Origin of the sequence: Caulobacter sp. D5 (assembly GCF_003185805.1) — a bacterium.
Classification (GTDB): domain Bacteria; phylum Pseudomonadota; class Alphaproteobacteria; order Caulobacterales; family Caulobacteraceae; genus Caulobacter.
This window is the reverse complement of sequence record NZ_QHJY01000163.1, coordinates 1-17826: the sequence shown is the minus strand read 5'-3', so window position 1 is coordinate 17826 and position 17826 is coordinate 1. Positions and strand designations below refer to the sequence as shown.

21 protein-coding genes and 1 tRNA gene are annotated in these 17826 nt (G+C 69.0%); 10 read left to right on the top strand and 12 right to left on the bottom strand.

Annotation, left to right across the window (positions count from 1 at the left end):
• Nucleotides 1–852, top strand: an 852-nt coding sequence (locus DMC18_RS11995; RefSeq protein WP_146218056.1) for an ATP-binding cassette domain-containing protein, incomplete at its 5' end; no start/stop codon positions are given.
• Nucleotides 853–989: 137 nt separating this feature from the next.
• Here DMC18_RS11995 and DMC18_RS11990 read toward each other — a convergent pair.
• Nucleotides 990–1517, bottom strand: a complete 528-nt coding sequence (locus DMC18_RS11990; protein WP_110118496.1) for a nucleoside 2-deoxyribosyltransferase domain-containing protein — start codon at nucleotides 1515–1517, stop codon at nucleotides 990–992.
• 137 nt (nucleotides 1518–1654) lie between these two features.
• Here DMC18_RS11990 and DMC18_RS11985 point away from each other — a divergent pair, with 137 nt between their 5' ends.
• Nucleotides 1655–2224 carry a hypothetical protein gene (locus tag DMC18_RS11985; RefSeq protein ID WP_146218055.1) on the top strand — a complete coding sequence of 190 codons (570 nt, stop codon included), beginning with the start codon at nucleotides 1655–1657 and terminating at the stop codon, nucleotides 2222–2224.
• Nucleotides 2225–2331: 107 nt separating this feature from the next.
• Here the strand turns inward: DMC18_RS11985 and DMC18_RS11980 are convergent.
• Nucleotides 2332–2421 (bottom strand) — tRNA-Ser (locus DMC18_RS11980).
• A gap of 160 nt (nucleotides 2422–2581) precedes the next feature.
• On the opposite strand from DMC18_RS11980, the gene msrA reads away from it, so the two are divergent.
• Both msrA and DMC18_RS11970 read left to right on the top strand, forming a co-directional pair.
• Nucleotides 2582–3232, top strand: coding sequence for a peptide-methionine (S)-S-oxide reductase MsrA (gene msrA / locus DMC18_RS11975; RefSeq protein ID WP_110118494.1), 651 nt, complete (start codon nucleotides 2582–2584; stop codon nucleotides 3230–3232).
• Entirely contained in the window at nucleotides 3232–3582 is a 351-nt protein-coding gene (locus DMC18_RS11970; RefSeq protein WP_110118493.1) for an MmcQ/YjbR family DNA-binding protein, read from the top strand. Before msrA ends, DMC18_RS11970 begins: the two co-directional genes overlap by 1 nt.
• 126 nt (nucleotides 3583–3708) lie before the next feature.
• On the opposite strand, the gene DMC18_RS11965 is transcribed toward DMC18_RS11970, so the two are convergent.
• From DMC18_RS11965 to DMC18_RS11940, 6 genes are all read right to left on the bottom strand, one after another.
• A complete protein-coding gene (locus tag DMC18_RS11965) occupies nucleotides 3709–4458 on the bottom strand; it encodes a DUF599 domain-containing protein (RefSeq protein ID WP_110118491.1) in 750 nt (249 codons plus the stop codon).
• Nucleotides 4459–4518: 60 nt separating this feature from the next.
• Complete coding sequence (locus DMC18_RS11960; RefSeq protein WP_110118490.1) at nucleotides 4519–5976, bottom strand: MFS transporter; 1458 nt, start codon at nucleotides 5974–5976, stop codon at nucleotides 4519–4521.
• Nucleotides 5977–6090: 114 nt separating this feature from the next.
• Nucleotides 6091–6246, bottom strand: coding sequence for a DUF3309 family protein (locus DMC18_RS11955; protein WP_110118489.1), 156 nt, complete (start codon nucleotides 6244–6246; stop codon nucleotides 6091–6093).
• A 114-nt stretch (nucleotides 6247–6360) separates the two neighbouring features.
• Nucleotides 6361–6753, bottom strand: coding sequence for a DUF983 domain-containing protein (locus tag DMC18_RS11950; RefSeq protein ID WP_110118488.1), 393 nt, complete (start codon nucleotides 6751–6753; stop codon nucleotides 6361–6363).
• A gap of 300 nt (nucleotides 6754–7053) precedes the next feature.
• The gene (locus tag DMC18_RS11945) at nucleotides 7054–7191 is read right to left on the bottom strand and encodes an entericidin A/B family lipoprotein (protein ID WP_110118487.1); all 138 of its coding nucleotides are present in this window, start codon (nucleotides 7189–7191) and stop codon (nucleotides 7054–7056) included.
• Nucleotides 7192–7282: 91 nt separating this feature from the next.
• Nucleotides 7283–8023, bottom strand: a complete 741-nt coding sequence (locus DMC18_RS11940) for a beta/gamma crystallin-related protein (RefSeq protein WP_110118486.1) — start codon at nucleotides 8021–8023, stop codon at nucleotides 7283–7285.
• A 153-nt stretch (nucleotides 8024–8176) separates the two neighbouring features.
• On the opposite strand from DMC18_RS11940, the gene DMC18_RS11935 reads away from it, so the two are divergent.
• The 3 genes from DMC18_RS11935 (at nucleotide 8177) to DMC18_RS11925 (ending at nucleotide 9829) form a co-directional block, all read left to right on the top strand.
• The gene (locus DMC18_RS11935) at nucleotides 8177–8737 is read left to right on the top strand and encodes a hypothetical protein (RefSeq protein ID WP_370443991.1); all 561 of its coding nucleotides are present in this window, start codon (nucleotides 8177–8179) and stop codon (nucleotides 8735–8737) included.
• A 97-nt stretch (nucleotides 8738–8834) separates the two neighbouring features.
• Nucleotides 8835–9311: a hypothetical protein gene (locus DMC18_RS11930; RefSeq protein ID WP_110118485.1), complete on the top strand. Its 477-nt coding sequence runs from the start codon at nucleotides 8835–8837 to the stop codon at nucleotides 9309–9311.
• A 137-nt stretch (nucleotides 9312–9448) separates the two neighbouring features.
• Nucleotides 9449–9829 carry a DUF4282 domain-containing protein gene (locus tag DMC18_RS11925; protein ID WP_110118484.1) on the top strand — a complete coding sequence of 127 codons (381 nt, stop codon included), beginning with the start codon at nucleotides 9449–9451 and terminating at the stop codon, nucleotides 9827–9829.
• 201 nt (nucleotides 9830–10030) lie between these two features.
• Here DMC18_RS11925 and DMC18_RS11920 read toward each other — a convergent pair whose 3' ends face one another.
• From DMC18_RS11920 to DMC18_RS11905, 4 genes are all read right to left on the bottom strand, one after another.
• Nucleotides 10031–11089, bottom strand: coding sequence for an endo-1,4-beta-xylanase (locus tag DMC18_RS11920; RefSeq protein ID WP_110118483.1), 1059 nt, complete (start codon nucleotides 11087–11089; stop codon nucleotides 10031–10033).
• Nucleotides 11090–11269: 180 nt separating this feature from the next.
• On the bottom strand, nucleotides 11270–11689 hold the full coding sequence (locus DMC18_RS11915; RefSeq protein WP_110118482.1) for a flagellar export protein FliJ: 420 nt from the start codon (nucleotides 11687–11689) through the stop codon (nucleotides 11270–11272).
• Between the two features lie 24 nt (nucleotides 11690–11713).
• Complete coding sequence (fliI, locus tag DMC18_RS11910) at nucleotides 11714–13048, bottom strand: flagellar protein export ATPase FliI (protein ID WP_110132955.1); 1335 nt, start codon at nucleotides 13046–13048, stop codon at nucleotides 11714–11716.
• 59 nt (nucleotides 13049–13107) lie between these two features.
• Entirely contained in the window at nucleotides 13108–14118 is a 1011-nt protein-coding gene (locus tag DMC18_RS11905) for a dienelactone hydrolase (RefSeq protein ID WP_110118480.1), read from the bottom strand.
• A gap of 116 nt (nucleotides 14119–14234) precedes the next feature.
• Between DMC18_RS11905 and DMC18_RS11900 the strand changes: the two genes are divergently transcribed.
• The 3 genes from DMC18_RS11900 (at nucleotide 14235) to DMC18_RS11890 (ending at nucleotide 17758) form a co-directional block, all read left to right on the top strand.
• The gene (locus DMC18_RS11900) at nucleotides 14235–15026 is read left to right on the top strand and encodes a LytTR family DNA-binding domain-containing protein (RefSeq protein WP_110132954.1); all 792 of its coding nucleotides are present in this window, start codon (nucleotides 14235–14237) and stop codon (nucleotides 15024–15026) included.
• 395 nt (nucleotides 15027–15421) lie between these two features.
• Complete coding sequence (gene ctrA, locus DMC18_RS11895; protein WP_110118475.1) at nucleotides 15422–16117, top strand: response regulator transcription factor CtrA; 696 nt, start codon at nucleotides 15422–15424, stop codon at nucleotides 16115–16117.
• A 231-nt stretch (nucleotides 16118–16348) separates the two neighbouring features.
• Nucleotides 16349–17758, top strand: a complete 1410-nt coding sequence (locus DMC18_RS11890; RefSeq protein WP_110118474.1) for a peptidoglycan DD-metalloendopeptidase family protein — start codon at nucleotides 16349–16351, stop codon at nucleotides 17756–17758.
• Nucleotides 17759–17826 lie beyond the last annotated feature (68 nt).

Here is a 17826-nt window from a genome sequence, read left to right as displayed (position 1 = left end):
GCCGCCCGCGAGGCCCAGGCCGCGCTCGAACGCAAGGCCCGCCGCGACGCCGCCGGCAAGCGCTTCGCCGCCAAGGGCAGCGAGCCCAAGATCCTGCTCGGCGCCCGGGCCGAGCGCGCCGAGAACACCGGCGGCAAGGAGCGCCGCCTGGCCGAGCGCTTGCAGTCCGGCGCCCGCGAGGCGGTGGAGAGCGCCGAAAAGCGGGTCGAGCGCGCGCGGACCCTGGGCTTTGATTTGCCGCCCACCGGCCTGCCGACAGGCAGACTGGTGCTGTCGTTGGAGAATGTCGCCTTCGCCTGGCCCGGCCGTTCGCCGATGTTGGCGCCGGTGCTGGAAGGCGTGAACCTGCGCCTGGCCGGTCCCGAGCGGGTGGCGGTGCGCGGCCCCAACGGCGCGGGCAAGTCGACCCTGTTGAACCTGGCGGCCGGCGTGCTGGCCCCGACGGCCGGAACGGTGACGCGCGGCGTCCCGGCGGTGATGCTCGACCAGTCTCTGGCCATCCTGCGTCCGGACGAGACCCTGCGCGAGGCCTTCCAGCGCCTGCACCCCGCCGCCGACCGCAACGCCGCCCAGGCCGCGCTCGCCCGCTTCCTGTTCCGCAACAGCGCCGCCGACCGGCTGGCCGGGTCTTTGAGCGGCGGCGAACGCCTGCGCGCGGCCCTGGCCTGCGTCCTGGCGGGACCTACCCCGCCGCAACTGCTGATCCTCGACGAGCCGACCAACCACCTGGATCTGGACTCGGTGGCGGCCGTCGAGGCGGCGCTGGCCGGCTATGACGGGGCGCTGCTGGTGGTCAGCCACGACCCGGATTTCCTGGCGGGGATCGGGGTGGAGCGGGAGGTGGGGCTGTAAGATCCTCCCCCTGAAGGGGGAGGTGGCCCGGAGGGCCGGAGGGGGAAGTCCCTTCTAACGTCGAGGTGATTGCTGGCTCACAGGCCACATCCCCCTCCGTCGGCTTCGCCGACACCTCCCCCTTCAGGGGGAGGGTCTTAACGCCCCACCCGCGCCTTCACCTCGGTGATCAACGCCTCCAGGCTCTCCACCTGCTTCACGCCGTACTTCTCGCCGGTGATGTCGACATTGCCCTTGCGCCAGAAGCCTTCGGGGCACAGCACCACCAGCTTCCCCGAGCGCGCGTGCAGGCCCATCTCCAGCAGGCTGATCGGCGACTGCGAGCCGGGCGTCAGGTAGAGCACGATGACGTCGGCGCTCTCCAGGGCGGCCAGTTCCCATTCGACTTGGCGGCGGAACTCCGGCTCGTCGGCGACGGGTTTCCAGGCCGGGTTCCAGTCGGGGCGGCGCGGATTGAGGATCACCACGTTCTGGTCGGCCAGGGCCGCGATCACCTGGGCCTGCCAGTCGACCGCCTTGCCCATGTCGATACTGCCGCCCAGGAACACCCGCGGCCGATCATGCGCGGCGGGCAGGGCCTGCGGCGAGGTCACGACGCTCGGGGCGGCGAGGGCGGCGGTGCTCATGGTCAGGCTCAGGGCGGCGAGGAGGGCGTGGCGGATCATGCCGCTTTTCTACGCTGGACGCGCGCGGGCGGCGACCGCGAACCGGCGGGTATGGGGAAGTGATAAAAACGATCAATTTTAAGTTGCATCGCCAGTCTCGGCGCCCCAACACTTCGCCATGGCTTGGGGGAGCTGTGATGAAGACGTGGTCTTTGAACCTGCGGGATGCGGATGCGAACGAGGTCCGTGGCCTCGGGTTTCTGTTCAACAGGATCGTGGCCGTTCTCGTGTCGGCCTGCCTCGTCCTCAGCCTGTCGGCGCCGCCGGCGCTGGCCAGGCAGGGCTGCATGGGATGCAACGTCGTCGATGACGGGCTGCTGACGCCGGCCCTGATCGGCCGCCAGCTCTATTATCGAGCCGACGGCAAGAAGATCCTGGTGACCGTCATCGACGTGGACACCAACGCCAGGCAGTTGGAATGGAGAACCTCCGACTACCGGACCGGATGGTCGTATGCGTCGAATTTCTACACGCCTTCCCGATCGCAGGAGCGTGACACCGCCATCGTCGGCGGGACCGCCGCGGGCGTGATCTTGTTCGCTTGCCTGCTGGGCATGTGCTCGAACAACTCGAGTTCTAACCAGTCGTCTTCCAACAGCTACGAGCGGCGAGAAGACTGTCGACGACAGTGCCGACGCAACACCGACTATAACGACAATCGCAGTATCGCGGCCGGGGATGACTGTCTGAAGCGCTGCGACCGCTAGCGGCGCGGCTCGTCTTCGAGCGCTCGGCCTCGAACATGTGAAGTTGAGACGACCGCCGTCGAACAGGCTGCGGTCGTTTTGATTCAGGCGATTTCGAAAGAGAGTAGTGGCGGTGAGAGAGGGATTCGAACCCTCGATAGAGTTTCCCCTATACACGCGTTCCAGGCGTGCGCCTTCAACCACTCGGCCACCTCACCAGCGCACTTCGAGTCGGGGGTGGTTGAGACCCCCGGCGCGGGAAGGGGCGCAATATACTCAGGCAGCGACTCGTAGCAAGCGCCGTTACGGGGTGAAAACGGGCCTGCGACGACTTATATCGGGCCTCAAGAAACTCCCGCCTCCGAAAGGCCCCGTCCCATGCTGTTCAAGAAGCTCCTCGAGATGCCGACCGTCGACACCGCCCTGCCGGGGCGTGAGGCCGCCATCCCGACCGCCGACGTCCATTTCATCAACGGCCACCCGCTGAAGGGCCCCTATCCGGACGGCCTGGAGACGGCGGTGTTCGCCATGGGCTGCTTCTGGGGCGTCGAGCGGGTGTTCTGGCAGGTCCCGGGCGTCTACGTCACCGCCGCGGGCTACGCTGCGGGCATCACCCCGAACCCGACCTACGAAGAGGTCTGCTCGGGCCGCACCGGGCACACCGAGGTGGTGCTGGTGGTGTTCGACCCCAAGGCCGTCACCTACGAGACCCTGCTGAAGACCTTCTGGGAAAACCACGACCCGACCCAGGGCATGCGCCAGGGCGGCGACATCGGCACCCAGTACCGCTCGGGGATCTATCCGACCAACGACGCCCAGGCCGCCGCGGCCGTGGCGTCGAAGGAAGCCTACCAGCAGGCCCTGTCGGCCAAGGGCCTGGGCGCGATCACCACCGAGATCGCCGCCGCCGGTCCGTTCTATTTCGCCGAGGACTACCACCAGCAGTACCTGGCCAAGAACCCGGGCGGCTATTGCGGCATCGGCGGCACCGGCGTGACCTGCCCGATCGGCGTGGGCGTCGAGGCCTGATGAGCCCGGAGGCCTTCCATGCGGCGGCCATGGCGCTGCCCGCGGCGACCATGACCGTCCAGTGGGGCGACGACCAGGTCTACAAGGTCGGCGGCAAGATGCTCGCCGTCATCGGGACCGGCGTCACCCACGGCGGCGGCGCGTCGTTCAAGGTCTCGGACGTCGCCTACGAGGTGCTGACCGAGACCGGGCGGGCGATCGCCGCGCCTTATCTGGCCCGCGCCAAGTGGGTGAAGCTGGAGGACCTGGCGTCGTTCGACGACGCCGAGGTCGCCGACTGGCTGAAGACGGCCCACGCGCTGATCGCCGCCAAGCTGACGAAGAAGGTCAGGGCGGAGCTGGGGCTGTAGAAAGAACCCTCCCCCTGAAGGGGGAGGTGTCGCCGGAGGCGACGGAGGGGGACGTGATTCCTCCGTCGGAAAGTTCTTCCCCCTCCGACCGCTTCGCGGCCACCTCCCCCTTCGGGGAGAGGGTCTTTAAATCCGGTCCTCCGGCGGATCCCCCGCCAGACCCCGCATGTGCGGCCCATGCACCACCGGCTGGCGCTCGAGGATCTGGCGCACCTTGCGCACCGCCACCGAGGCGCGGCTGCGGCGCTGGCGCCAGACCAGCAGCACCAGGGCCCCGAGGCTGGCCGCCAGGAAGGCGTACGGGCCCAGCAGCCAGGCCGCCGCCGCCAGGGCGAAGTAGTAGCCGCGCACCCCGGCGTTGAAGGCCGACAGGGCCGGGTTGAGGATGCCGCCGGCGGCCTCGGCGTATTCGGCCAGCACGGACGGCGGCGCCCACATCGGCGTGGCGCCGATGGCGGCCAGGCAGTAGTTCATCTGGCGCAGCGCCCAGATGAAGTCGAGCAAGCCCCGGGCCAGGGTGAACAGCACCAGGCCGAGCTTGACCTGGAACATCCAGGGCGCGGTCTTTTCCAGCACCTGCAGGCCCTCGACGCTCTTGAGCGCCGCATCGCCGCCGAACAGCACGCCGGCGGCCGCGGCGATCAGGATCAGGTTCGACGAGGCGAAGAAGCTGGCCGAGTTGATGGCGTGGCCCAGGAGCTGGCCGTCCAGCAGGGCGACCTCGCGCACCGCCATCTCGGACATCCACCGGCGGCGGATCACCGTCATGTCGGTGTTGATCAGGTTCTTGCCCTGTCCCAGTCGCCGCAGCAGCGGCTCGTAGAACAGCCAGGCGAAGACGAAGAGGCCAAGGGCCAGGATGTCGAGAATCGGCATGGGCAACGCTGTTGGGGAAACGGGAGTCGACGACAGGGGATATCGGGGCGAGCGCCGGGGTCAATCCTCGGCGATGAGACTATGTCTGGCGGTGTCACGCAGCAGGATCGAGACCACCAGGCCCACGGTCATGATCCCCGCCACGTAGAGATAGAAGCCGCTCTCGATTCCGGCGTGCTTGAAGGCCAGGGCGACCATCTCGGCGGTGCCGCCGAACAGCACGTTCGCCACGGCGTAGGGCAGGGCCACGCCCAGCGCGCGGACGTGGGCCGGGAACAGCTCGGCCTTCACCACGGCGCTGATGGCGGTATAGGCCGACTGGATGGTCATGCCGGCGACGATCAGGGCCAAGGCCACGGGCACGGAGTCGGTGGCGGCGATGCCGCTCATGATCGGCCAGATGGTCAGGGCCCCGCCGGCATAGGCGACGATCAGCATCGGCTTGCGGCCCAGCTTGTCCGACAGCCAGCCCGACAGCGGCTGCAGCAGCATGAAGACGATCATGCTGATGGCGCTGATCTCCGAGGCCTGGGCCTTCTCGAACCCGGCGGTGTTGACCAGGAACTTCTGCATGTAGGTGGTGTAGACGTAGAAGGTCAGCGAGCCGCCGGCGGTCAGGCCCATGATCATCAGGGTCTCGCGCGGGTGGCGGGCCAGCAGCGGCGCGACCAGGGTGGCGAAGAAGCCCACCAGAAAGACGCCGGCCAGCACCTGCGGGACGAGGCCGGGCCTGGCCAGGATCCAGCCGCCGGCCGCCAGGGTCAGCACGAAGAACAGCAGGGCGAGGTTGCGCTGGGTCTTGCCGATGCTTTCGGCGGGCTTGTCGGCGGTCTTGAACGAGACGCTCTCTTCCAGGCCGCGCCGGATCCAGAACACCACGACGGCCAGGCCCGCGCCGATCACGAACGGGATTCGCCAGCCCCAGGCGGCCAGGTCCTCTTTCGCCAGGGTCCGTTGCAGGATGATCAGCACCGCGAGCGCGATCAGCTGGCCGGCGATCAGGGTCACGTAGTGGAAGCTGGACCAGAAGCCGCGACGGCTCCTGCCGGCCATCTCGCTCATGTAGGTGGCGCTGGCCCCGTACTCGCCGCCGACCGACAGGCCTTGCAGCACGCGGGCGATCAGCAGCACGGCGGGCGCGAACAGGCCGATGGTCTTGAAGTCGGGGGTCAGGGCGATGATCAGCGCCCCGGCGCACATCAGCGACACCGAGACGCTCAGCGCCGCGCGCCGTCCGGCCCGGTCTGCGTAGTGGCCCATCAGCCAGGCGCCGACGGGGCGCGCCACGAAGCCCAGGAAGAACACCGCCGCCGCTTGCAGAAGCTGCACGGTCTGGTCGCCCTTGGGGAAGAAGTGCGGCGCGAAATAGAGGGTGAAGGCGGCGTAGGCGAACCAGTCGTACCATTCGACCAGATTGCCGGCCGAGCCGCCGAGGATGGCCCGCGCCCGAGCGCCTGCAGAAAGCGATGGGACCGAAGGGGACGCAGGCTGGTCCTGCGGCGCGACGGCGTCGGTCATCCTGGCGTCCCCCTGTCGGCGCCCTTCCCAGGTTGGGCGGCCGTTGGGGCGACCTTAGGTCAAGACGCCGTCGCGCTCAAAGTCCCCTTTGGGGCGGGCTTCAAGCGGGCGTCGTCAGATCCTGCCGATGAGCACCAGGATGATGATGATCACCAGCACGAGGCCGAGACCGCCGCTGGGGAAATAGCCCCACGAGCGGCTGTGGCCCCAGGTGGGCAGGGCGCCGACCAGCGCCAGGATCAGGATGATGATGAGGATCGTGCCGAGCATTCGGGTCTCCCATAGGGCCGGGCGATCCGCGTTCGGAACGCCTCGGCTTCGGGGGAGGGAATGCAACCCGTGCGGCGACGGTTCCGCCTTGGGGTTCCGCCCTGGCCTGGCCGGTCAGCCGCCGGCGGCGTCCTCGGGCTTGCGCAGGCCGTTGGCCCACAGGGCCCCGATCACCGCGCCCTTGACGCGCGGCAGCAGCAGCAGGGTCAGGCCGGCCAGCGGCAGGATGGTCAGCGGCGCGACCAGCCACGGCGAGGCCTGCCAGATGAACGGAAACAGCAGCAGCGGCGCGACGAACAGGTGGCCGATGATCAGGATCGTGAAATAGGCCGGGCCGTCGTCGGCCGGATAGGCGGCCAGGTGATGGCCGCAGACCTCGCAGTCGAACTCGACCTTCAGATAGCGCGAATAGAGCCGCCCCTCGCCGCAGTTGGGGCAACGGTGGCGGACGCCTCGCTTCATTCCGGTCAGGACGCTGGGGACGGGTCGGTCGGTCATGGCGTCCATATGGCTCCGGCGCCGCTTTGTGCAAATAGCACTTTCGGTCGCATGTGCGCTTTGGAAGCAGATATTGCGCCCTTGAATGGGCGATCTCCGAAAGAGTTCATCCTCCGCGTTCATCGCGCGCGAATGAACTGTTCGGCAGGGTTAATGCTTCGCCGGTTCTGGTTAAGCTTAAGCTGCTGAACGCTGTCGCGAGGGTTACTTGTCGCGACGACGGCAAGTCTGGGTGACCATTGAGGCCGGTATGCGGCGGCCAGCGGGCGGCGCGCCGCGTCGGGGACGGGCGCGCCGGAACGTTAGGACCTAGTGCTTGGCGTCCTTGGCGGTGTCGGAAACCGCGCGGCCGGCGGCCGAGACGTCGCGGCCGACGCCTTCGACGGTGTTGCAGGCCGAGACCAGCAGGGCGGCCGCGGCGGCGGCCAGGACGACGAACTTGCGCATGGAAAATCTCATGGTGGAAAAAGGCGCGTGGAGCTTAGCCGCCCCGCGCGCCGCTTCAAGGTCGAGTTTACGACGGATCAGGCGAAGGCGATCAGCGGATGCGGCGGATCGAGCTGACGCGGTCGTTCATCTCGCCCGAGAACAGGCTGATGTCCGACGAGATCCGCCAGCAGCGGCCGCGATAGTTGATGTCGTCGCACAGCTCCCATTCGCCGCGGCCCACGCGGATGGCCGAGGCGCGGTCGTTGAAGCCGAAGGCGCCGAGGTCGGCGATGTCGCCGTCGACGTTCACGGCGCGGCCGCGGTAGCCGGCGTCCTCGAACAGCACGGCCTGGCCGCGTCCGCCGCCCGGGCCGCCGGGACCGCCCGGACCACCGGCGCCGCCGAAGCAAACCAGGCGGCCGTTCTGGTTGGTCATGTCGCCCCGGCATTCGGCGCTGGCGCTGGTCCAGTTCCAGCGGCCGCGGTCGTCGCGGCATTGGGCGGTGAGTTCGCGGCCGCGAACCGAGGCGTCGCGGCAGCTTTCCAGGTACGAGCCGCGCGGCAGGGTTCCGGGGCGGCCGCTGCCCGACAGGCAGGTCAAGCGGCCGTTCTGGTTGGTCATGTCGCCGCGGCAGTCGGCGCTGGCGGTGCTCCAGGTCCACTGGCCGCGGTTGTCGCGGCACTGGGCGTTGATCTCGCCCCGGCGGACGGTGATGTCGCGGCAGCTGTCCTGGTAGGAGCCGCGCGGCGTCGAGTCCGGACGGCCGTAGCCGCGATCCTGGGCGGAGGCCGGGACGGTGGCGGCCAGGGCGGCGCCGGCAAGAGCGAGCAGGGCGAGGGCGGGGCGCATGGCGGGGTCTCTCGAAGGACGCGTTATCGTTGAGGCCAAGCTAGCCCGCCGACGCGTGAACGCCACCTGAATGATCGGCGGGCCGGGCGGCTGTCGCTTTACGAGCGTCGAACGCGCGCCGTCGCGTCGTCCGGCGCCTTGAGAAGGCCGCGCTTGATCGCCATTGTTCAGCTCATGCGCGCGCCCCTTCTCGCCCTTCCGATCCTGCTGGCCGTTTCCGGCGCCGCCCTGGCCCAGCAGCCGCCTCGGCCCGAGCCGACGCCGGTCTCGCCGGTGACGGTGATGCCGCCGACCCTGCCGCCCAAGGTCACCGCCACCTGGCCGGCGGCCGGCGAGGCCGTGGCCCCGGGGATCCTGGTGCTGAAGGTCGCCTTCGACCAGAAGATGACGCCCCTGGCCTGGAACTATGCCGACGCGGCCGGCGGCGAGCGGCCCGAATGCGTGCGGGCCCCGCGGCTGCTCAACGACGGCCGGACCTTCGTCCTGCTGTGCCGCACCAAGCCGGGCAAGAGCTATGCGGTCGGCTTCAACGCGGTGCGCGACGGCGGCTTCGCCAACGAGGCCGAAAACCCGGCCCTGACCGCCCAGCTGGCCTTCACCACCAGCACCGCGCCGTCGGTCTACACCCTGAAATCGGCGATGAAGGCGGCCGGGCTGAAGGACGACGAGGCCCCGATCCAGGAAGCGCCGCCGTTGGTCTCCGCCAAGCCCTGAGGCGGGCCGAAGGTTCGGGATCACGCGTTGTTTCGGAACCGTTACAAACGAGCTTGCGTTGGTTGAGCGGGCAGGGGCCCTCCGACGGAGCGTAAATATGAAGACCAAGTTCGCCTATCTCGCCGCCGCCGCGACCCTTTCGCTGGCCGGCGCCGCTTATGCGCAGAGCACCGCGCAGGACACCAACACCACGGCTCCGGCCGATCCGGCCGCCGCCGCGCAGCCGCCGTCCTCGACGACCAGCACCACCTCGACCACCACCACGACCACGCCTCCGGCTGACACCTCGGCCGCCGCCGGCGCCGACGCGGCCGGCACCCCGTCTTCGGCCACCGTCTCGGGCGACTTCAAGGTCGGCTCCGAGATCAAGGACCCGTCGGGCGCCGTGGTCGGCACGATCAGCGACACCGCGACCGGCGCCGATGGTTCGGCCAATGTCGTGGTCAGCAGCGGCGAGAAGAAGTTCGCCCTGCCCAAGGCCAGCCTGAGCGCCGGCGCCGACGGCAGCATCAGCACCACGGCCACCAAGGCCCAGATCGACGCCGCTCTCGCCGGCGCCGCCGCCCCCAAGTAACGGGGCCGAAGTAACAGCGTCCCTTCTTCCGAACACGCACGAGGCCCGCCCGGCATTGCCGAGCGGGCCTCACGCTGCTAGCGATGCAGCGTAAACTTAGGCGGTCTCCGCCAGTCCGCTGATATGAGGTGCGTCGGATGGCTCCGGCCAGGAAATCCAAGGGGCGCGGTTCGAGCGCGCTGTTCTGGGATCTGTTGACCTTCGACCGACTGGTGACGGGGCCGGTCATCCACCTGATCTACTGGGCTGGCCTGGGCGTGGTGGCCCTGTTCGCCTTTTCCGTGGTCGGCGCGGCCGTGGGCCTGGCGCTGAAGGAACGCGGCGTCGCCTCGCTGCTGCTGGCCTTCCCGGTGCTGATCGCCGGCCTGCTGGTCGCCGCCGGCATGGTGCTGCTGTGGCGCGCCTTCTGCGAATTCTACGTCGCCGTCTTCCGCATCAGCGAGGACCTGCGCGCCCTGCGCCAGGCCAACGACGCGGACCACGCCGTGGCCACCAGCGTGCGTGGGCCTGGGGCCTGAGGTTTTAGCGGGCTCGCTTCGCATTTATGAATCTGCCTCCCTCGCCCTTGTGGCGAGGGCCCATGCCGGCGACCGCTCAGACCTTTACCGTCCTGCGGAAGCCTAGGCGGCTGAACCATGGATCCTGGGCACAAGGCCCAGGAAGGCGATCTTAAAGAGACCCCGAGCCGTAGACGGTGCAAAGGCCGCGGGTCACTCAGGTCAACCCCGCCTGAACGCTTCCACCAGCGCCGCCGCGCCGGCCTTCGGCCGCCCTGCGTCGCCGAACGGCGCGGGGGCGTCGGAGGCGTTTTCCTTCTTCAGCCACGAGTCGCCGTCGCGCAGGCCCCACAGGGTGAAGGCGAAGCGCTGGCGCGCGGGCAGGGCCATGAAGGCCTCGGCGGCCTCGCCGTAGGTGCGGGCCTGGCGCTGCTCCAGCTCGGTGCGCGACAGGAACTTGTTCTGGGCGCGGACCAGCGAGACGTCCAATTCCGACAGGTGGATCGGCAGGCCCAGACTCGCCAGGTCCTTCATCATGGTGGTGATCTCGCCGGGCCGGATGTCGGCGGCGACGTGCATCTGGGTTCCGATCCCGGTCAGCGGCGCGCCGGAGGCCAGCAGGCGCTCGGCCAGCTTCAGGAAGGTCGCCCGCTTCCTCGGCATGTATTCGAGATTGTAGTCGTTCAGCAGCAGGACCGCGCCGGGATCGGCCTCGCGGGCGGTGCGATAGGCCAGGGCGATGTGCTCGAAGTCGCCCAGGCGCTTGGACCAGAGACTCGTCCGCCAGCCGTCGCCGTCTTCCGCGACGGCCTCGTTGACCACGTCCCAGCCGACCACCTTGCCGCGATAGCGCCCGGCCACGGCCAGGATGTAGTTGCGATAGGCCTGCTCGAAGCTGACCCGGTTCTCGTCCAGCCGCTCGAAGGCCTCCGGCGCCTGGGCGTACCAGACCAGGGTGTGGCCCAGCAGGGCCATGCCATTGGCGGCGGCGAAGGCGGCGATCCTGTCGGGGGCGTCGAAGCGGAACGAGCCGTCCGGCTGGACGATATATTCCATCTTCATCTGCCACTCGGGCGTCAGCTGGCTGACCTGGCGGCGCAGCAGGGCCGACAGCGCGGGGTCGTCCAGGTGCAGGGCCTGCACCGAGGAGCCGATCCGGAACGGGGCGACGCTCTTCAGCGGCGGCAGGTTGGCCGGAACCGGCTGGCCCTGCGCCGTCTGCCCGCAGGCGGCCAGCGCCAGGCTGGAGCCGAGCACGGCGCGGCGTGAGACGTCGGACATGGAACCCTCGCGGCGATCTGTCGCGAGAGAAGCATGGGGAGTTTGCGGAAGGGTGAAGGGCGGGAGAGCCCCCTCAGTCGGCTTTGCCGACAGCTCCCCCAGAGGGGGAGCATCTTCTTGGCGCGGTGCTTTTCTAGATCCTCCCCCTCTGGGGGAGGTGGCCCGGAGGGCCGGAGGGGGTCAGCGCCCGCCCATCGCCGCGCGGCGCAGGCCCAGCTCGTCGAGCGCGGCCATTTCCATCTTGCCGACCTTCTTGGCCAGGGCGGCCTTGGCGGCGTCGGCGACGTGCTCGTATTTCTTGAGGTTCTCGAAGGCCACCGACAGCGCGTCGCGGGCGCCGGTTTCCTCGATCCTGATCTGGTCGATTTCCAGCATCGCCTCGGCGCGGCGAACCTGCACGCCCTTGCGGTAGCCGATCATGTACCAGCCGGCCGACGCGTCGCCCTCGGCGCGCTTGATCTCGGCTTCGGCCTCGGCGTCCATCATCACCACCCGCATCTCGGCGGCTTCGCGGCGATCGACCACCTCGGAGAGGCGCTTCTGCAGCGTCTCGACCTCGTGGTTCGAGATGCGGATCAGGGAGGCGGCCCACTTGGTCATGTCGGGTTACTCGGTACGAAGCGTCTAAGCGGCGCTTTGGAGAATCTGGCCGAGGAAGTTGAACGAATCGTCAAGACTCGTGGCTTCGTCGGGGTTCTGGCTGAGAAAAGCCTCGACCGCCGGATTGAGCTGGATGGCGCGGTCCACCGTCGGGTCGGCGCCGGCGCGGTAGGCCCCGATCTTGATCAGCTCTTCCATGTTGGAATAGGCCGACAGCACCTGGCGGGCGGATTTGACGATGTCGCGCTCGTGCGGCAGCTGGCAGCCCGGCATGGTCCGGCTGATCGACTTCAAGACGTTGATGGCCGGGAAGCGGCCGCGCTCGGCGATCGAGCGTTCCATGACGATGTGGCCGTCGAGAATGCCTCGGGCGGCGTCGGCGATCGGCTCGTTGTGGTCGTCGCCGTCCACCAGCACGGTGAACAGGGCGGTGATCGGGGCGGCCGTCGTGCCGTCGGCGCGGATCGGGACAGGGCCGGCGCGCTCGAGCAGCTTGGGCAGCTCGGTGAAGACGGTGGGCGTATAGCCCTTGGTGGTCGGCGGCTCGCCGGCGGCCAGGCCGATCTCGCGCTGGGCCATGGCGAAGCGGGTCACCGAGTCCATCAGGCAGAGGACCTCCTGGTCCTGGTCGCGCAGGAACTCGGCGATGGCCAGGGTCATGTAGGCGGCCTGGCGGCGGGTCAGGGCCGGCTCGTCCGAGGTGGCGACCACGACGATGGCGCGGCGCAGGCCTTCCTCGCCGAGGGTCTCCTCGATGAACTCGCGCACCTCGCGGCCCCGTTCGCCGATCAGGCCGACGACGACGGCGTCGCAGGTGGCCTCTTTGGCCAGCATCGACAACAGCACCGACTTGCCGACGCCCGAGCCGGCGAAGATGCCCAGGCGCTGGCCGCGGCAGGTGGTGGTGAAGACGTTCATCGAGCGCACGCCCAGGTCCAGGCGCTCGCCCACCCGGCCGCGGGCGTGGGCCGGCGGCGGCGGAGTCTTCAGGGGATAGGGCACTTCGCCTTGCGGGAGGGGGCCAAGACCGTCGATCGGCTCGCCGAAGGCGTTGATGATGCGGCCCAGCCACGCCTTGGTCGGGCGCACCACGGCGCCTTCCGGCATGATCTTGATCTCGGCGCCGGGGGCCACGCCCTCGACGGGGCCGAAGGGCATCAGAAGGGCGCGGGTTTCGCGGAAGCCGACGACCTCGGCCGGCAGGGTCGGCAGGTTCAGGCGCTCGATCTCGACGCGCGCGCCGACGGCCAGACGGGTCAGCCCGCCCCGGGCCTCGATCAGCAGACCGTTCACGGCCGCGACGCGCCCGAAGATGGTCAGGGGATCAAGACGTTCGACGGCGGCGATGAGACTGCGCAAGACGGCTCCTGGAAGCGACCCGCGCAGACTCGGCCATCATGGTTAATCGCGCATGAAATTCAGCGTTCTCCGACGCCCAGTTGGGTGGCGAAGAATGTCGCAACCCGGGCGTTGAAATCGGCGTGGAAAGCGGCCCGATCGAAGCCCGGAGCGCTTGCGCACAAGGGGCTGGGCAGGCGTTGGGCCGCCTGCGGGCCGCAGGGGACCAGAAAGTCGAAATGTCGCGCCCCCGGAACGACGCGGTAATCGTGGGCGCGGGGCAGGGCGCGGTGCACGGCCTCTGCGTAGTCCGGATCGGGCAGGATCTCGTCGTCGCCGGCCTTCCACAGCTGAACCGGCTGGGTCACGCCCTTGAGGCCCTGGCGGCCGAAGGTGAAGCCCAGCGCCGGCGCGGCCGAGACCACGGCCCGGATGCGAACGTCGTGGGTCCAGGTCGGCGACAGCGTGCTGGCCGGCAGCGGCTTTCCGGCGCTCAGGCGGCAGTCGTAGTTGGTGGGATGCTTGATGCAGTGACCGGGGAAGGTCGCCGCCAGGCGCGGCTCGCCGCCGGCCGCCGCCAGCACCGTGAAGCCGCCCGAGGAAAAGCCGAAGGCCCCGACCTTCGCGGCGTCGATCCGCGCATGCATCGGCGAGGCGTCCAGCATGTAGCCGATCAGGACGCTGAGCTGGCGCGGGCGCTCGGTCATCTCCAGGGCGCGGCTCTGGTCGCGGTAGTTGTCGCCGGTGTGGGTCAGGGCGGCGACCACGAAGCCCTTCTTCACCAGGGCGGCGGCGGTGTCGTAATGGCCGCCGAACCAGCCGCCGTTGCCGTGCGACATGACCACCAGCGGCAGGCGGTCGCCGGCCACTGGCGCGCCTTTGGCGACGGGCAGGCTCTCCATGCCGCCGATCGGGCCGGTCTCGGGGGCGTCGGTCGGGTACCAGACGCCGACCTCGATCGGCGCGCCCTGCGGATCGGGCGCCTCGACGCGCATGAAGCCGACGTGAGGCTCAGTGGGAGGTTCTGTGGCGTGGGCGGCGCCGGCGATGGCCAGGGCGGCGAGCAGGGCGGAAAAGCGAAGGGGCGGCATGGAAGGCTCCGGTTGGCGATGACCCTCCGATGCGGCTGCGGCCCTTGCGCCGCCACGCCTCATGCGTGAACGGGCGAACGGGTTCGCGAAGCGGCGAACGGCGCTATAGATCGCTCATGACCGGCCCGCGCCCCCTGCTCGGAACCGCCCGCGAATGGGCGATCGACCTTTCCGTCGCCACGGCGATGGGGGCGTTCCTGGGCATGGTCGGGCCCTTCGGCAGCTATTTCAACGGTCCCTTCCTCGTGCGCGCGATCTATTGGATCGGCTGTTTCTGGGCCGGGACCCTGATCTTCGGCCTGTTGATCCGGCTGGCGGCCGTGGCCGCCGAGCGGGCGAGGATCCCGGCCCCGATCCTGGTGGCCGCGGCGATCCTGGTCGGCAGCGCCCTGCAGGCGGCGGTGGTCGCGCCGGCGGCGACCGGGCTGTGGCCGTTCCTGAACAAGCTGTCGCCGCTGGACTGGTACGGCCAGTGCCTGGCCTTCTCCGGACCGCTGGCCGTGGGCTTCACGATCCTGCGGGCCAGGCTCGCCGCCCAGCGCGCCGCCGCCGCGCCGCTGGTCGTCGACGGGCCGGTTTCGACTCCGCCGCCTACGCCCATCCCCGCCGCCACGGTGCTCTATCTGAAGATGGAGGATCACTATGTCCGGGTGCGCACCGAGACCGGCTCGCGACTCGAGGCCGGACCCATGGCGCGGGTGCTGGCGAATCTGTCGGGGCTGGACGGCCTGCAGGTGCATCGCTCGTGGTGGGTGGCCCGGCGGGCGGTGGTCGGGGTCGAGCGCGACGGCCGAAACCTGCGTCTGAGGCTGGCCGACGGCGAGGCCGCGCCCATCGCGCGGGCCTCCGTGGCCCGCCTGCGCGCCGCCGGCTGGCTGGCCGAGGAAGACGCCGCCGCGACCGGGTGACGCGGATCGCCCCTGGCCACGCTTGGTTGCGCACGCGAGGGGCGAAAAAACATCCCCGGAATTCTCGCGACAGAACGCCGCAATCTCGCCGCAAGTAAGAACGTGAGCTTGCACCCTGTTAACGCGGCCGTAGTGCGCGAGCCCCTGTTAACCCTTGGGTTTGCTGCAATTTTAAGGGCTTGCGGCAGCGCTTGAAATGGGGCTGCGACCAATGTGCGCAACGGATTTCCGACCGCTTGCACCCGATTCGCAAATCATATTAACCATTTCGCCAGACGACGCGTTCACCATTAACCAGTCTTAAATTAACTGTCCGCCAGACTGGGGGACGGGTTTCATCGGCGGCATGCCCGCCACTGTCGAATTAAGCGCCGCCGATTGGCGGGGAGGGTTCCATGCGGGTACTGCTGATTGAGGACGACAGCGCCACCGCGCAGACGATCGAGCTGATGCTGAAGTCGGAAGGCTTCAACGTCTACACGACCGACCTGGGCGAAGAAGGCGTCGATCTGGGCAAGATCTACGACTACGACCTGATCCTGCTCGACCTGAACCTGCCGGACATGAGCGGCATCGACGTGCTGCGCACCCTGCGCGTGGCCAAGGTCAACACGCCGATCATGATCCTGTCGGGCACGGCCGAGATCGACACGAAGGTGAAGACCTTCGCCGGCGGCGCCGACGACTACATGACCAAGCCCTTCCACAAGGACGAGATGATCGCCCGCATCCATGCGGTGGTCCGTCGTTCGAAGGGTCACGCCCAGTCGGTCATCAAGACGGGCGACATCATCGTCAACCTGGACGCCAAGACGGTGGAAGTGAACGGCAACCGCGTTCACCTGACCGGCAAGGAATACCAGATGCTGGAGCTGCTCTCCCTGCGCAAGGGCACGACCCTGACCAAGGAGATGTTCCTGAACCACCTGTACGGCGGCATGGACGAGCCGGAACTGAAGATCATCGACGTCTTCATCTGCAAGCTGCGCAAGAAGCTGGCGGCCTCCGCTCAAGGCAAGCACCACATCGAAACCGTCTGGGGCCGCGGCTACGTGCTGCGCGACCCGAACGAGCAGATCAACGCCGCCTAAATTTCGCCCGCGCGAAACCCAAGATTCGACAGAAGGCGCCCGCTGCTTGCAGCGGGCGTTTTTCTTTGTGTTTCAAGGGATTAACCATGTCCGTGACAAAACGTCCGAAGCACCGGATAGTCCTTGCCCGGAGGCGCGCGGGCCGTCATGTTCCGGCGCGACGATTGCTGGGGGGCTTCCCGGCCGTGTCGTTTTCGTACAAACGCGGCATCTGTACCGAACGGGGGACCGATGCAGGAATTTGATCCGCGACGCCCGACCATGCGTCTCGCGCCGCGGCTTTTCACCGCCGTCGCCGGCCTGGCCGCCCTGGCCCTGGGTTGGAAGCTGACGGCGGGGGACCAGCCCTCGACCGTGGTCGCCGCCCATGCGCCGCTCGACGCGGCCGCCATGGTGGCGTTGCAGCATGTCGCCTTCGCCCAGGCCGAGGCCCAGCCCGGCTTCGACCGTCCCGAGACCGTTCCCGTCAAGGTCAAGCCCGGCGAGACCCTGCAGGGCGCCGTCGAGCGCGCCGGCGTCGGCGCCGACGAGGCCCAGCAGGTGGTCAGCACGCTGCAAAGCGCCATGGACACCGTCAACATCAAGGCCGGCATGGCCTTCGAGGCGGCCATCGCCCGTCGCCGCGACAACGACCGCGGCCCGGCCCGCCTGGTCGGCCTGTCGATGCGCACCAGCCCGTCCTCGACCGTCACCGTGTCGCGCACCTTCGACGGCGCCCTGAAGCTGCGCGAGATCGAGGAAGAGGTCCGGGACGAGACCAAGGTCTCGTGCGGGGCCATGAACGGCTCGTTCTACGAGAGCGTGGCGGCCGTCGGCGGCAGCCCGGCCGTGGTCAGCCAGGCCGCCAAGCTGTTCTCGCACAAGATCGACTTCTCGCGCGACATCAAGGACGGCGACCAATTCTGCCTGGTGTTCGACCGCAAGGTCACCGAGAGCGGCCGCACCATCGAGGCCGGCGACCTGGAATACGCCGAGGTCAAGGGCCAGCGCTTCTACGCCTTCGAGCGCGGCGGCAAGACCCAGTTCTTCGACGAGACCGGCAAGAACATCAAAGGCTTCCTGCTGCGCACCCCGGTCGACGGGGCCCGCATCACCTCGACCTTCGGCATGCGCCGCCACCCCGTGCTGGGCTACAACCGCGGCCACAAGGGCATCGACTTCGGCGCCGGCACCGGCACGCCGATCCTGGCGGCCGGCGACGGCGTGGTGCTGGAGGCCCGCCGCTGGTCGGGCTACGGCAACTGGCTGCGCATCCGCCACTCGGGCCAGTGGGACACCGGCTACGGCCACATCTCGCGCTACGCCAAGGGCATCCGTCCGGGCGTCCACGTGCAGCAGGGCCAGGTCGTGGCCTATGTCGGCTCCACGGGCCTGGCGACCGGTCCGCACCTTCACTACGAAGTCTGGCTGAACGGCCAGCGCATCAACCCGATCGGCGCCAAGGTGCCCCAGGGCACGGTGCTGTCGGGCAGCGAGCTGGCGGCCTTCAAGGCCAAGCGCGCCCGCCTCGACACCCTGCTGGCCCAGGCCGGCCGCGCCGACGGCAATTACGCCCAGGCCGTCGTCCCGGCCTCCGGCAAGGACAACGGCCGCCTGGCCCTGGCCGAACTGAAAGCCGGCGGCGACGGCCGGCTGCGGTAGGTTTTGATCCCTCTCTCTTTGAGAGAGGGAGGGGCCCACGCCAAAGGCGTGGGAGGGTGAGAGGTAAC

Bases quoted from the DNA above. Each gene is read 5' to 3' on its own strand.
- DMC18_RS11990 (WP_110118496.1), bottom strand. From the start codon at position 1,517: ATGATCCGCCACGCCCTCCTCGCCGCCCTGAGCCTGACCATGAGCACC.
- DMC18_RS11985 (WP_146218055.1), top strand. From the start codon at position 1,655: ATGAAGACGTGGTCTTTGAACCTGCGGGATGCGGATGCGAACGAGGTC.
- msrA (WP_110118494.1), top strand. From the start codon at position 2,582: ATGCTGTTCAAGAAGCTCCTCGAGATGCCGACCGTCGACACCGCCCTG.
- DMC18_RS11970 (WP_110118493.1), top strand. From the start codon at position 3,232: ATGAGCCCGGAGGCCTTCCATGCGGCGGCCATGGCGCTGCCCGCGGCG.
- DMC18_RS11965 (WP_110118491.1), bottom strand. From the start codon at position 4,458: ATGCCGATTCTCGACATCCTGGCCCTTGGCCTCTTCGTCTTCGCCTGG.
- DMC18_RS11960 (WP_110118490.1), bottom strand. From the start codon at position 5,976: ATGACCGACGCCGTCGCGCCGCAGGACCAGCCTGCGTCCCCTTCGGTC.
- DMC18_RS11955 (WP_110118489.1), bottom strand. From the start codon at position 6,246: ATGCTCGGCACGATCCTCATCATCATCCTGATCCTGGCGCTGGTCGGC.
- DMC18_RS11950 (WP_110118488.1), bottom strand. From the start codon at position 6,753: ATGGACGCCATGACCGACCGACCCGTCCCCAGCGTCCTGACCGGAATG.
- DMC18_RS11945 (WP_110118487.1), bottom strand. From the start codon at position 7,191: ATGCGCAAGTTCGTCGTCCTGGCCGCCGCCGCGGCCGCCCTGCTGGTC.
- DMC18_RS11940 (WP_110118486.1), bottom strand. From the start codon at position 8,023: ATGCGCCCCGCCCTCGCCCTGCTCGCTCTTGCCGGCGCCGCCCTGGCC.
- DMC18_RS11930 (WP_110118485.1), top strand. From the start codon at position 8,835: ATGAAGACCAAGTTCGCCTATCTCGCCGCCGCCGCGACCCTTTCGCTG.
- DMC18_RS11925 (WP_110118484.1), top strand. From the start codon at position 9,449: ATGGCTCCGGCCAGGAAATCCAAGGGGCGCGGTTCGAGCGCGCTGTTC.
- DMC18_RS11920 (WP_110118483.1), bottom strand. From the start codon at position 11,089: ATGTCCGACGTCTCACGCCGCGCCGTGCTCGGCTCCAGCCTGGCGCTG.
- DMC18_RS11915 (WP_110118482.1), bottom strand. From the start codon at position 11,689: ATGACCAAGTGGGCCGCCTCCCTGATCCGCATCTCGAACCACGAGGTC.
- DMC18_RS11905 (WP_110118480.1), bottom strand. From the start codon at position 14,118: ATGCCGCCCCTTCGCTTTTCCGCCCTGCTCGCCGCCCTGGCCATCGCC.
- DMC18_RS11900 (WP_110132954.1), top strand. From the start codon at position 14,235: ATGACCGGCCCGCGCCCCCTGCTCGGAACCGCCCGCGAATGGGCGATC.
- ctrA (WP_110118475.1), top strand. From the start codon at position 15,422: ATGCGGGTACTGCTGATTGAGGACGACAGCGCCACCGCGCAGACGATC.
- DMC18_RS11890 (WP_110118474.1), top strand. From the start codon at position 16,349: ATGCAGGAATTTGATCCGCGACGCCCGACCATGCGTCTCGCGCCGCGG.